We start from the raw sequence: 13,375 nt of genomic DNA on the forward strand, positions 1-13,375 counted from the left end.
CTTATGGCTTATCCATTTTATAATTGCAGCATGTTCCGTTTCTCCGCATCCGGGTCCTCGATGATCCTGCTGTCGTTGTTGAATATCATCGTTGAGCGCGATGCCGGATCATAAGCTGGCCACGGCAGCGCCTCCGTATCCGGCGAACCATGGCGCGCAAATGATATCCAAGCATCCTGCATCCGGTTGGACAGGGCTTGCGTGGCGGCATCGACTTGAACACCGATGTTCTGAAACAGCGCCAGGGTGTTAAATACAAACGGTATTTCCAGGGCATGCATCGCTTTGCCGAGAACCGGATGATTTGGCAGCGTCCAATCGAATCGGTACATCCATATCGGCGCGTGTTTGCTCTGAGCGGAAGCGAATTGCAGGGCCGAACGCCAGAAATACAGGTCAGTCATAATCTGGGCATGTCCGTCGATGCTGTACGGGTATTCCTTGGTGATAGGCGCGGCATCCTGGATACCGGTCATCATTTCAACGGTGCGTACAAGATCGTCTTCCTTCACAAGCGGCATGTCCGGCCGGAAGAACAAGGCGCCTTCATCGAGATTTGTGCCGATCAGGATCGGCACGTCCTTGGCCCAGCCCGATTGAACAGCCTGCAGCGGGTCATGAGGCAAAGTGCCCGGTTCCAGCACCGGCTGGAAGATCATGCTGACGCCGGAGCCAAAACGTTTCTTCAATCGTTCTCCGGCTTCGAATATTAACTCACCTGTGAGCGATTCAAGCTCATGGACCTTATCAGGCGTTATGTCCAGCTCCTTAAGCAAACCTGCCGTTACCATCTTTGCCTGTTCCGGAGCCATGACTTGGGCAGCGCCGCTTTGCATGATAGCCCGGTGAAACAACCCTTTGGCTGCCGGCATTGCAAGTAAGGCTGCGATGCTCATGCTGCCGGCCGACTCTCCGAATACGGTAACCCGCTCCGGATCGCCGCCGAAGCCCGCAATATTGTCCCGCACCCATTCCAGGGCAGCGATCTGGTCCAATAAACCGGTATTGGAGGAGTAGGCTTCGCCGTATGGGGAGAGATGGAGAAAGCCGAGCGGACCCAGCCGGTAATTGATTGTTACCACAATCACGTCGCCCCGGAGTACGAAAGGCGTGCCGTTATAGCTTGGCAAGCTGCCTGAGCCTGTGACGAAAGTGCCCCCGTGAATCCATACCATGACCGGCAGCGGCTCCGCTGGCGTGTTCAGGGGTGCCCACACATTGAGATAGAGGCAATCCTCGGACACGGTTTTGGTAACGCCTCCGCCTAGCATGCTTGAAGTGGATTCAAGCGGTTGAAGGCACATGGGGCTGAAGGCAGTGGTATCCTTTATCCCGTCCCATGGATCGGGGGGCACAGGAGCACGGAATCGAAGCGGGCCAACCGGGGGCTTCGCATAAGGAATTCCCTTCCATACGCGTACTCCGTTTTCCGAACTGCCTTGAATACGCCCGGCTTTCGTTTGAACGACAAGTTCTGACATGTTCACTCTACACCCTTTCTCTCTGTGGATCTTTCCTGTCGACCCTATTCGAATGTTATTCATAAATGGCTGAAGCGTCATATAGAATATTTTTACTAATCTCTATAATACACTTTATCAAGTTAGCGGCATAAGTTCAAAAAAGCACGAATCATGCGAAATTGAGGCAGGAATGTCATGTCACATGAAGAATGTAACAGGGTGAGTCGTATTCGTGGACAACGAATACGGTATCACTTTCTGGTCCAAGTCATTATAGGTATACTGGAGGGATAAGCATGAACATAGCGATTTTGGGCTGCGGAACGATGGGGACAGCCTATGCGCACAATTTGGCGAAAATGCCGGGAGTAACGGTGACAGGCGTGGTTGATATTAACGCCGGGCGGGCTGAGCGGGCAGCAGCTTTGACTGGGGCGAAGGCATACACGGATGTAGAGTCGCTGTTTGAACAAAAAGATTTGGAAACGGTTGCGGTGTGTCTGCCCACCTATCTCCATAAACCGTTTGTGCTGATGTTAGCTGAAAGAGGGCTGCACGTCATCTGCGAAAAACCGGCTGCATTGACCCTGGAGGACGCACTGGAAATGAAGGCAGCCTGCGAAAAGCATGGAGTCCGCTTGTTTATCGGACATGTCGTTCGATTCTTCCCGAACTATCATGATGCCTATCGGCAGGCCAACTCCGGGAGCATCGGAACACCAAAGATGGCTCACTTTAAGCGGTACGGTTCGTATCCGCAGGGCATGGATGGATGGTATAACGATCCGGGCAAGAGCGGCGGTGTTATCATGGACCTCTTGATTCACGATATCGATTTTGCCTGCTGGCTGTTCGGGGAAGTGGAGTCGGTATATGCTTCCACTGTTAAGCGGGATGAGCCTGAGATGGAGTATGCTCAGCTTACGCTTCATTTTAAAAATAAAGCAATCGCGAGTCTAACCGGCTATTGGGGATATCCCGGACCGTTTACGACGCAGTTCGAAATTTCGGGAAACCAAGGAATCATAAGATTTGATAGCAATCAGGTGCAGTCTCTGGATATTAAATTGGTGAATGCGGAGGCAGGAGAGGGAGCAGCCGTACAGGTTCCTTCAAGCCCAAGCTTGTATGACCCATATTATTACGAGGTGCAGCATTTTATCGATTGCATCCGGAACGGCAGCGAGCCGCTCGTCAGTATCAAGGATGCTTGTTATGCCGTTGAAATCGCTCAGGCAGCGGAGCAATCGGCTCAGACTGGACAGCCCGTGATGATCGGAGGGACAGTTTCATGAAAAAAGTTAAAGTAGGCTTTATTAGCTTTGCCCATATGCATGCAGCGAGTTATCTCTTAGGCATGTTGAAGCGGGATGATGTCGAGGTGGTCGGAGTCGCGGATGAGAACGCGGAGCGCGTGCGTCCTTACTCTGTGGACCGGGGAATCCCGTATTATGCAGACTATAATGAATTGCTGGCACAGGAGCTGGATGCGGTTGTCATCTGTTCGGAAAATGCACGACATGCAGAATTTACCAAGCTTGCCGCTGCGGCGGGTAAGCATGTGCTGTGCGAGAAGCCATTAGGTTTGTCCGAGTCCGAGATGCTGGAGATGATTCAAGTGTGCAAGGATCATGGCGTTCAGCTTATGACGGCTTTTCCTTGCCGTTATATTACCTCCGTTCGTCAGGCGAAGGAAGCGATTGACGCGGGACAAATCGGTGAGATTTTGGCCATGAAGGGAACCAACCGGGGAAGCATGCCTGGCGGCTGGTTTATCGAACGGGAGAAATCGGGCGGCGGAGCCGTATTGGACCATACCGTCCATGTGATGGACCTGATGCACTGGTTTACCGGCAGCAAGGCAGAGGAAGTGTACGCCCATGCGGAAACACTCTTCAATGACACGGAGATTGACGATGCCGGCATGGTCCACGTCAAATTCGCGAATGGCGTTGTTGCTGTACTGGACCCAAGCTGGTCCCGTAATCGTACCTTCCCGACCTGGGGAGACGTAACGCTTGAGATCATCGGCACCAAGGGTGTGCTGAACATTGATTCTTTTGCCCAGAAGAACGATGTCTACAGCGATGTAACTGGTAAAGCTGCGTGGAGCTTCTGGGGCGATGATATGGATGCAGGTCTTGTCAACAGCTTTATCGACAGCATTCGCGACGGCAAGCCGGTCGAAATAACAGGGGAAGACGGGTACTATTCTGCCCGTGTAGCCATTGCAGCGTATGAATCCGCAAGCACCAAGCGTACCGTTCAGCTGAAACCGCTGGGGTAAATGCGATTTTTCCGGCTATAGCCGTACAGCAGGATGCACGCTCGGTTAGGTGTCGCCGTCGACGACACGCAGGAAGCCTTTCCCGGGATCCATAATGAGAATCATATCATGGCAAGAGCCTCTTTCGATCTTTGTAATCGAAGGGGGCTTTTTGATGTTGGCAAAAAAGATCAAAAACGTCCTTCTTCCATTTGGTATTCTTAATAACAAAGGAGGGCCTGACCTTGAGTACCCAGCGTATCATCCAAAAAAGCATAGCGTACATGGAGCAGCATCTGGAGGAGCAGCTGACCCTCGCGGATATTGCATCCCATGCCGGTTTTTCGCCATATCACTTCCACCGCTTGTTTCGGAAGGAGGTCGGTATGAACATCGCGGATTACCTTAGAAAACGAAGACTCTGTTATGCAGCACAGCTTCTGCTGCACTCCGAGGCTGCGATTATCGACATCTCCCTGCACTGCCACTTCGAGAGTCAGGAGTCGTTTACGAGAGCATTCAAAAAATTATACGGCATGCCGCCGAGGCGTTACCGGAAAATCTTTGCGGTTCACGCTCATCACTCAAGCCACTATAAAGGAGAGGATCACATGCAGCAACCATCTCAACCTGAATTAAAAGGCTGGTTTCTGAGCGGAAGCCACCCGCATGATTATGAAATCGGCGTCGACCGTTCTATCGTCCACCAAGGTAGCACTTCCGGTTACCTAAAAGCCCTTACCCCCATGGAGGCTGGCGCTTTTGCGACCATGATGCAGCAATTCAAAGCCGATAAGTATGCGGGCAAGCGGATGCGGTTCTCCGGATTTGTCAAAACCGAGAACGTCAAAGAATACTGCGGACTGTGGATGCGAGTCGATAACCGTGCGGAGGACGTGCTTCAGTTCGATAATATGAACGATCGGCGCATTGTGGGCAGTACGCACTGGAATCACTACGCCATCGTGCTCGACGTACCCGAGGAGAGCGCCACGATCTCGATCGGTGTTCTGCTGATGGGGGCAGGCAAGGTGTGGCTGGACAGCCTCCGTTTTGAAGAGGTGGAACTTAGCGTACCGACGACGAACCTCGATCTTCACTATGAGCTGCTGGAGGAGCCTACCAATTTATCGTTTGAAGAGTGAGGTGGAGGGGGTTCACGCTGCTATGGAAATGAATGAATCCTGGATCGTCGATGGATAGGGGATTCCCCGTACAACCATTAGGCAGAAGTCCTTCCTTATCGGAGGGCTTCTTCTTTTTTTCTCCATGGATGAATGGTTGCGTTGCATCATATTTACTCCTATGATGGTCTTGAGCAATTATCCCTATCATTATGATAATCATAGATAGCTTCAGCGCATTAGAAACAACTCTTATTATCCGCATCTTTTCTTGTCCACGATATTTCTGAAGAAAACGAGCATCTATTTGCCAAAAGGAAGGTGTACCATGCACGTAATAACGCTATGCGGATCGACCAAGTTTAAAGCACAGTTTCGGGAAGTCGAAGCTGCGCTTACGTTAAGCGGACATATCGTTCTTAGTGTCGGCTTTTTTGAGCAGAGCGACGGGATGGCGATCACGGGGGAGCAGGAGCGCCAGCTTAAAGAGCTGCACTTCCGCAAAATCGATAGGTCGGACGAAATCTTTGTAATCGATGTGAATGGCTATATTGGAGACAGCACTCGGGCCGAGATTGAATACGCCAGCAGTCATGGTAAGAAGGTACGGTATTATTCAAAGGAGCAACTGTAGTAGTCTGCTCCTCGAAGCCCCCGCATTTATGATATTCGTTGACGGACAGATCGGACGTTTGTTTACTAAAAAACGGTCTTCCGAACGAGCTCGATATCTTTCTCTGTATACCCGTTTTTACGAACTAGGATTCAGGATGGGCACTGGCATTCACGCCCATGGCAATGATATTGAATCCATATGCTTTTTTTGTTATAATTCCCAAATGGCGGTGGTGGATTCAATGGATATTTATATGGTTATTCAGCAGTTATATCCGACTTTCTCGAAGAAAGAACAGTTGGTAGCGAATTATATTCTTCAAGAAGGTCAATCAATTAATAACATGAATATATCTGTGCTGGCGAACCATGTCGGTGTCTCGAATGGGACAATCACGCATTTTTGCAAGAAGATTGGTTGCAATAATTTTGCCGAATTGAAGGTTCAGTTGGGCAGGCTTCGTACTGCGACGGCTCCTTCGGCGGAGGACAATATTCTCATTCAAGTATCAAAATTCTATCAGACGGTCATTGAGCGTTCGAATCAATTACTGGACATTACATATTTGCATCGACTTGCTGAAGCGATTAAGAGCGCAGCGCGAATTTACATATACGGAATCGGGAGCTCGGGACTTTCAGCGAAGGAAATGATGCTTCGCTTGCTGCGTATGGGCTTCAATGTGCAGAGTATTACGGATTCTCATTTAATGCTGATCAATAGTTCGATATTGAATGAGAATGATTTCGTTATTGCGATTTCCAGTTCAGGGGAAACGTCTGTTATTGTCGACGCAACTAGAATTGCAAAGAATAATGGGTGCAAAGTCATCTGTCTGACCAGCTTCTCCGAAAGTACGCTGGCGCAACAAGTGGACTCTTTTATTTTGGTCTCCAATACATTGTTTGTTGATAAAGAAAGGTTTGTAAACAGTCAATTTTCCGTCATGTATGCGATAGATATTTTATGCATGATCTTACTTGCGGATCAGGATTTAAATAGTCGGATGCAAATTACAGTTAATACGATTCTTGAACATAATCGAATGGATTAAAAATAAAGCTTTCATCGTACCTGTGAACCTCAGAAGTTGACGTATTTTGCGTCTACTGGAGGGACACAGGTTTTTTTATTGCCATTGTTCATACTAAGTGTCATAGAGTAATTACCAATTAATAAAATTATTTTAGTGAAATTATATTTACTAAAATAATTTCATGATGTAGAATTGACATATCGCGATGGAATACAATGATTGATCCATTAGGAGGAAAATCCATGTTTAAACAGTTGCAAAAGCTTGGTAAGTCATTTATGTTACCGATTGCAATCCTACCTGCTGCGGGTTTGCTGCTTGGGATTGGGGGAGCCTTATCGAATGCGAATACGATTGCTGCATATCCGATTCTGAATACGCGGTTTTTACAAGCTGTTTTTCAAATTATGTCTGCAGCCGGCAATGTTGTGTTTGCCAACTTAGCGCTAATCATGTGTATTGGTCTTGCCGTAGGGTTAGCGAAAAAAGATAAAGGTACTGCTGCGCTGGCGGCGGCCGTCTCGTTCCTGGTTATGAATGCATCGATTGGTGCAATGATCACGGTATTTAATCCAAGCGTTGAATCCATTGACACCGGAGTTGTAGGGGCTATTGTCATTGGTATCCTGGTTACTTATTTGAACAATCGATACCGGGGGATTCAATTACCTTCCTTTCTAGGATTTTTTGGAGGCTCGAGGTTTATTCCGATCGTCTCATCGTTTAGTGCTATTTTCGTAGGCGGGATCTTCTTCTTAATCTGGCCTACATTTCAAGGCTGGCTGGTAGCGGCAGGGACTGCTATAGCCGGAATGGGATATTTCGGTACCTATTTATACGGATTCCTGCTTCGTCTTACAGGTGCTGTCGGTCTACACCATATGATTTATCCGATGTTCTGGTTCACAGAGCTGGGCGGTGTCGCCACGGTTGCAGGTCAGCAAGTGGTGGGTGCGCAGAAAATCTTTTTTGCCGAACTGGCTGATCCGAATCATGCTGGAATGTTCTCCGAAGGAACCCGTTTTTTTGCAGGACGTTTTGCTACGATGATGTTTGGTCTTCCTGCGGCCTGTCTTGCGATGTATCATTGCGTTCCGAAGCACCGTCGCAAGCTTGTGTTTGGTTTGTTCTTTAGTGCAGCGCTGACATCGTTCCTGACAGGGATTACGGAGCCGATTGAGTTTATGTTCATATTCGTCGCTCCTTGGTTATACGTGATTCATGCGGCTCTGGATGGTCTATCCTTTATGATCGCGGATATGTTATCCGTTCGTATCGGAAATACCTTCTCTGGCGGGGCCATCGACTTCATGCTCTTTGGGGTTCTGCAGGGGAATGCCAAAACGAATTGGATCTATGTCATTATTGTGGGGCTCTTCTGGGCTATCATCTATTACCTTGTGTTCCGCTTCTTAATTGCGAAATTCAATGTGGCGACACCTGGACGTGAAAGTGATGGGGAGAGCGTATCGGTCGAAACCAAGGACAGCATTGGAGAGACCGCGATGAAAGTGCTGAATGCGCTTGGTGGCAAGGAGAACCTGGAAGATGTCGATGCATGTATTACAAGACTTCGCGTTGCAGTCAAAGATGTATCGAAAGTAGATAAGGATACAATTAAAGAACTGGGCGCTACTGCAGTATTGGAAGTAAAAGGCGGGATTCAGGCTGTATTTGGCGCAAAAGCCGACTTAATTAAACAAAAGATAAATGAGGCTATTGGAGAAGAATAAAAGAGGATATGGCATGGAGGGAACATATTGTGAAACGAGGATTAATTGTATCATGTCAGGCTTTGCCAGGCGAACCGTTGCATAGTTCATTTATTATGGGACGTATGGCCATTGCGGCAGCCGAATCCGGTGCGGTGGGGATCCGTGCGAATAGCGTTGAAGACATCGAGGAAATAAAGAAGCAAGTTGAGCTGCCCATTATTGGCATTATCAAAAAAGACTATCCGGGCATGCAATCGTTCATTACAGCGACCATGACCGAAGTGGATGCGCTTGTTGGTACGGGGGTTGAGATTATTGCTGTGCAAGCAACGATGGATCAGGATGAGGCATTCCTGCAATCGATCTTTACAAAATATCCTTCGCAGAAGTTCATGGCGGATATCTCCACAACGGAAGAAGGGTTGCGAGCAGAGCGATTGGGGTTCCACTACATTGGAACGACCCTTATTGGTTATACACCGCAGTCCCAGCATGTGGAGAAGTTCACTGTGCTGGAAGAACTGATTAAGCAGTGTAAGAAGCCAGTCATTGCAGAAGGCAACTTCAACACACCGGAGCAGGCGGCAAAAGCGATCGAAATGGGAGCTTATTGTGTGGTTGTAGGCAGTGCCATAACAAGGCCGCAAATCATCACGAAATGGTTCTCGAATGCGGTAAACGAAATTCTATAACAAAAGAGGCATACAGTTGTACGATAGCTATCCGCGCACCCTTAATAAAAGGCGGGGCTGTCCCCAAAGTCATTGAAGATGACTTAGGGACAGCCCCGCCTTTTTTCAATCTTGTGCATTCAATATACATGAACGAACGGTTTTACAGATAAAGCACCAACGCAATAATAGCAGCGAGCACGATCCGATAGATCGCAAACGGCACCAGCTTGATCCGGTTAATCAGCTTCAGGAAGAAGCGGATGGAGATCAAGGCGAAGACGAAGGCTGCCACGAAACCGGCGATGAAGAACGGAAGAGCCTCCAGCGTGAAGTATTCCCAGTTCTTCAGCAGCGACAGTAAGCTGGCTCCGAACATGATCGGCACAGCCATAATGAAGGTGAAGTCAGCCGCTGCGCGGTGACTCATTCCGAGCATGACGCCTCCGGAGATGGTGGAGCCGGAGCGGGAGAAGCCCGGCCAGAGCGACAGACACTGAATCAGACCGACGCTGAATGCCTGTCTGTACGTAATTTGGTCGACAGTGACCACGTTCGGTTCTTTTTTCGAGCTGACTTTATCGGCAACGATCATGAAGATGGCTCCGATCACAAGTCCGATAAGCACCGTTTCGGTGGAAAATAAATGCTCGTCAATCAGGTCTTCGAACAAGACGCCCAGAACACCGGCCGGAATCAAACCGACGATAACCTGGCTGAGCTTCAATCTGCCTGTACCCGCCGGTACGCCGGCTTCAGGCTTTTTGCGTTTGAGTCCCAAGAGATCCAGGAAGCGGTCCTTAAACACAACGAGGACGGCGAGAATGGAGCCAAGCTGAATGACAACCTTGAAGGTGTTGGCTACGTATTTCGTCAGAAACTCCTCGGATTTCAGCCACATATCATCAACGATGATCATATGTCCGGTTGAGGATACAGGAGCGAACTCGGTCAGTCCCTCGACGATTCCCAGAATAATTGCTTTGAGGATGGTTAAAAAATCCATGACCTATAGTCTCTCCCTTACAAAAAATATTAAATGTAATGATATGAATGATGAATGGCATGAAGTGCGGATTCAATCTTCAACTTTTCGCGGGCACCCGATTTTAAGCTGACTTTCTCCGCTTGCGGAAGAAAAGGAACAGAAACGCAATCCCGGCCACAGCTATTACAGCATAAGCGATATTGGAATAGACGTCCATGAAAGCCACGATTTTTTCCCATGAACCGCCGACGGCGGCTCCCACGCATACCAGAATAACGTTCCAGATCAGTGTACCGATCGTCGTGAAGAGGAGGAACATGCCGAACTTCATGTTGGACATCCCCGCCGGGATGGAGATCAGGCTTCGGATCAGTGGAATCATGCGGCAGAACAGGACGGTCCAGTAGCCGTATTTATCAAACCATGCATCCGCCTTGCGGATGTCTTCTTTTTTGACGCGGAGGATATGTCCCCAACGATCCACGATTTTTTCAAGCCGCTCGACATCGAGCAGGCGACCAATCCCGTACAGAATAACAGCACCGGCTATAGATCCGATCGTAGCGGCAATGATAACGCCTGGCACCGTCAATTTTGTGTAGGTGGTCATGAATCCGCCGAAGGTAAGAATGACCTCGGAGGGGATTGGAGGAAACACGTTTTCCAGGGCAATCATCAGCAGGATGCCGATATAGCCGAACTGCTCCATAATATCCGTAATCCAGTTTTCCAAAAGTTACACCTCTTTCCAAGTAAGAATGCTGCTCGCATCCTTTATATAAGGGTCTGCTTCAGCTTGCGCAGATATTGACTGCGGATGAAGAAGAAATACAGGACCTGCATCATCAGGAAGCTGATCAGCACGATGCCCATTTCTGCCGCAATGGATAAATAGAAGTAGCTCTGCAGCGCGACAAAGGCAAAGATGCTGTGCACAATCGCAAGGCCGATCGGTACAAAAAACAGCAGCGCCAGCTGTCCGGTGACGATCCGCCGGAACTCCTTATCGGTCATTCCAAGCCGGGATATCGTGGCATAATGCCTGCGGTCATAATCCAGATCGGCATAGAGGCGGAAGTACAGGAAGCTCCCCGCCGCGATAAAAAACACCGTACCCACAAGCAGTGCCGCGAAGAGCAGCATATTGTACAGGCTGTCCCGGAGGGCAAACAGCGTGCCGCTGACCGCCAGCGCATAAGGCTGGCCCATCTCATAACGCACCGCCCCGCGTGGGGCCAGATGAGGGACGATGCCCTCAGTCTTCGTGAAATCATCCACATAGAAGCCGGTGTACCGCTCTAGCCGGACCGGATTCGTGATGGCGGCGAAAGCTTTGTCACTGACCACAAGCCCGCCGAAGCGGGAATCGTTGTCCATTTCCGGCAGCAAATATTCCGGTACGCCGACATGATCGGAATAACCGGTTTCATGCAGGAGGATTTCGGAATCATGGATCCGGTATGAAGCTTGCTCCCGATCACGGATATAAGCTCTGTCATTTTGCGAGGCAATGAGGACAAGAGCATCCTCACCGCTCAGCGGCTGTTCTTCAAATGGCAGCCCCGCCATCAGCACCGCCGCCTTATAGTCGGAGAAGGAGATCAGTGCCAACGGGTTTTCTAACTGCCCGACCTGCGCGGAAGCCGGCTGGACTTCCGTATATTTCACGCGAAACGATAGCGTTTCGAACGGTATTTTTTTCGATTCAAGCTCCTGTCGGATTTCATGTAAATGCTGCTTCTCGGAGGTGTCTCCCGTTTTGGCAAGATAGCCGATGGCGGCAGGGAAATCCTCATTGAATTGCTTCGTGAGCACCGGGATGGAGGCAAATACGCCTACCGAGCAAAAGGAAACAGCCAGCACGATGGTTACCATCGAGAACATTTGTGCATGATCCCTAAGCCGGTAATGCAGGCTGGATAGCGAGATCAGCCTGGTCCGTCTCCAGGCTAACCGGCGGCTCTGTTTCAGCCTTCGCACAAGAGCAACGCCTAGCTGCGTATACAACAGATAGGTGCCGATCATCGTCATGAAGGTAACCGGAAACATGCGCAGCGCGAGGGTCGACGCGCTTGTCGTGGCCGCCAAGCTGTAGCTGACCACCAGCAGCACGGCTGCCAATATGGATAACCAGGGCGATGTCCTGGGCGCGGTTTTCGGCCGCTGTCCGGACTGAAACAGATCGATCAACGCTTTAGGACGCAGCAGCCAGGATGTGCACAGCGAGATGATGACAAACAGCAGCACGTAACTTGCGACCGTCAGTCCAAGCGCACGTAGGGGCAGTCGAAACGGCAGGGGCGGGATTCCAAGAAAGGCCGAACCAGCCATCAGAAACAGCTTGCCTGTAATGACGCCGAATAGGATGCCCGTTGCAATGGCGCTAACGCCGATGATCATATTTTCGAGAAATACCATCTTGTTAAACTGGCGATCCGTCATGCCATGCATGAACAGAATGCCGAACTCGCGCTTGCGCGTCTTTAGAAAGGCCCCGACGGAATACAGCACGAAGAAAAACGAGAATACATACATGATCAGCTCGGCGCCGAGCATCGCTTGGATAACAACCGGATAGAACATCTCGTCGGCTATCGAAGGATGGAACAGGAACAGGGCGCACACAAAGAATATCATGACGGAGAATGCGCTGCTTAAGAAATAGGCCGCATAGGTCCGCTTATTCCTCAGGACATTCCTAAAAGCGAATTGTCGAAAGGTCATGACTGCCTCCTCCCAGTAAAGCCAGCATGTCGATGATTTTCTGGAAAAAGGCTTGGCGGTTGTCACCGCAATACATTTCATTATATAGTTGTCCGTCCTTGATGAACAAGACGCGGTCACAGTAGCTGGCTGCCACCGGATCATGAGTGACCATGAGAATCGTTGCGGAAGCCTCTTTACTCGATGCGGAAAGTGTCTGCATCACCTCTTTGGAGGCTTTGGAGTCCAGGTTGCCGGTGGGCTCGTCAGCGAGAATCAGGGAGGGCTCCTGAATGAGCGCCCTGGCAATGGCAGTACGCTGCATCTGTCCGCCGGAAATCTCATAGGTATGCTTATGCAGAATGGACCCGATGCCGAGTCGATCCGCGATCCGGCTCAGCCGGCTGCCCATTTCGTCCAGCGGCACGCCTTCCAGCGTTAACGGGAGAACGATATTTTCCTCAACGGTGAGCGTATCCAGCAGGTTGAAGTGCTGGAAGACGAAGCCCAGCTCCCGGCGCCGAAAGAGAGCGGTGTCGCTTCTGCTGAGCAGATGAGGATTGCGCCCATTGATGATCACTTCCCCGGCCGTGGGCTGATCAATAGTTGCAATCAGATTGAGGAGCGTGGTTTTTCCGCTGCCGGATGGACCCATAATGCCGACGAACTCTCCTTTGGCGACGTTGAAGTGAATATTGTTCAGCGCTTGGAACGCCACTTTGCCCTCGTAGATTTTGGATAGATGCTTGACGCTCAGGATGGGCATATCTTCACTCCTCTATAACGATGATCT

General features: G+C 49.9%; 12 protein-coding genes. 7 read left to right on the top strand and 5 right to left on the bottom strand.

Annotation, left to right across the window (positions count from 1 at the left end):
- Positions 1 to 17: 17 nt before the first annotated feature.
- The gene (locus MKX98_RS04180) at positions 18 to 1,481 is read right to left on the bottom strand and encodes a carboxylesterase/lipase family protein (RefSeq protein ID WP_339221556.1); all 1,464 of its coding nucleotides are present in this window, start codon (positions 1,479 to 1,481) and stop codon (positions 18 to 20) included.
- A gap of 278 nt (positions 1,482 to 1,759) precedes the next feature.
- Between MKX98_RS04180 and MKX98_RS04185 the strand changes: the two genes are divergently transcribed.
- From MKX98_RS04185 to MKX98_RS04215, 7 genes are all read left to right on the top strand, one after another.
- On the top strand, positions 1,760 to 2,758 hold the full coding sequence (locus tag MKX98_RS04185; protein WP_339221558.1) for a Gfo/Idh/MocA family oxidoreductase: 999 nt from the start codon (positions 1,760 to 1,762) through the stop codon (positions 2,756 to 2,758).
- On the top strand, positions 2,755 to 3,750 hold the full coding sequence (locus MKX98_RS04190) for a Gfo/Idh/MocA family oxidoreductase (RefSeq protein ID WP_194540865.1): 996 nt from the start codon (positions 2,755 to 2,757) through the stop codon (positions 3,748 to 3,750). The genes MKX98_RS04185 and MKX98_RS04190 overlap by 4 nt, the downstream gene beginning before the upstream one ends.
- Before the next feature lie 224 nt (positions 3,751 to 3,974).
- The gene (locus MKX98_RS04195) at positions 3,975 to 4,874 is read left to right on the top strand and encodes an AraC family transcriptional regulator (protein ID WP_339221562.1); all 900 of its coding nucleotides are present in this window, start codon (positions 3,975 to 3,977) and stop codon (positions 4,872 to 4,874) included.
- Between the two features lie 307 nt (positions 4,875 to 5,181).
- Entirely contained in the window at positions 5,182 to 5,487 is a 306-nt protein-coding gene (locus tag MKX98_RS04200; RefSeq protein WP_220686588.1) for a DUF4406 domain-containing protein, read from the top strand.
- Between the two features lie 205 nt (positions 5,488 to 5,692).
- Entirely contained in the window at positions 5,693 to 6,523 is an 831-nt protein-coding gene (locus MKX98_RS04205) for a MurR/RpiR family transcriptional regulator (RefSeq protein ID WP_339221564.1), read from the top strand.
- A 224-nt stretch (positions 6,524 to 6,747) separates the two neighbouring features.
- Positions 6,748 to 8,238, top strand: a complete 1,491-nt coding sequence (locus MKX98_RS04210) for a PTS transporter subunit EIIC (RefSeq protein ID WP_339221566.1) — start codon at positions 6,748 to 6,750, stop codon at positions 8,236 to 8,238.
- 29 nt (positions 8,239 to 8,267) lie between these two features.
- Complete coding sequence (locus MKX98_RS04215; protein WP_258394472.1) at positions 8,268 to 8,912, top strand: N-acetylmannosamine-6-phosphate 2-epimerase; 645 nt, start codon at positions 8,268 to 8,270, stop codon at positions 8,910 to 8,912.
- Between the two features lie 142 nt (positions 8,913 to 9,054).
- Here the strand turns inward: MKX98_RS04215 and MKX98_RS04220 are convergent, their stop codons facing one another.
- The 4 genes from MKX98_RS04220 to MKX98_RS04235 all read right to left on the bottom strand — a co-directional run bounded on the left by MKX98_RS04220 (position 9,055) and on the right by MKX98_RS04235 (position 13,348).
- On the bottom strand, positions 9,055 to 9,897 hold the full coding sequence (locus MKX98_RS04220) for an undecaprenyl-diphosphate phosphatase (RefSeq protein ID WP_220686587.1): 843 nt from the start codon (positions 9,895 to 9,897) through the stop codon (positions 9,055 to 9,057).
- 103 nt (positions 9,898 to 10,000) lie between these two features.
- Positions 10,001 to 10,612, bottom strand: a complete 612-nt coding sequence (locus MKX98_RS04225; protein ID WP_113058241.1) for a DedA family protein — start codon at positions 10,610 to 10,612, stop codon at positions 10,001 to 10,003.
- A 41-nt stretch (positions 10,613 to 10,653) separates the two neighbouring features.
- Positions 10,654 to 12,603 carry an ABC transporter permease gene (locus MKX98_RS04230; protein WP_339221575.1) on the bottom strand — a complete coding sequence of 650 codons (1,950 nt, stop codon included), beginning with the start codon at positions 12,601 to 12,603 and terminating at the stop codon, positions 10,654 to 10,656.
- Positions 12,578 to 13,348, bottom strand: coding sequence for an ABC transporter ATP-binding protein (locus MKX98_RS04235; RefSeq protein ID WP_194540873.1), 771 nt, complete (start codon positions 13,346 to 13,348; stop codon positions 12,578 to 12,580). Before MKX98_RS04235 ends, MKX98_RS04230 begins: the two co-directional genes overlap by 26 nt.
- Positions 13,349 to 13,375: the final 27 nt, after the last annotated feature.

The sequence above is a fragment of the Paenibacillus sp. FSL W7-1332 genome, assembly GCF_037969785.1.
Classification (GTDB): Bacteria; Bacillota; Bacilli; order Paenibacillales; family Paenibacillaceae; genus Paenibacillus_AQ.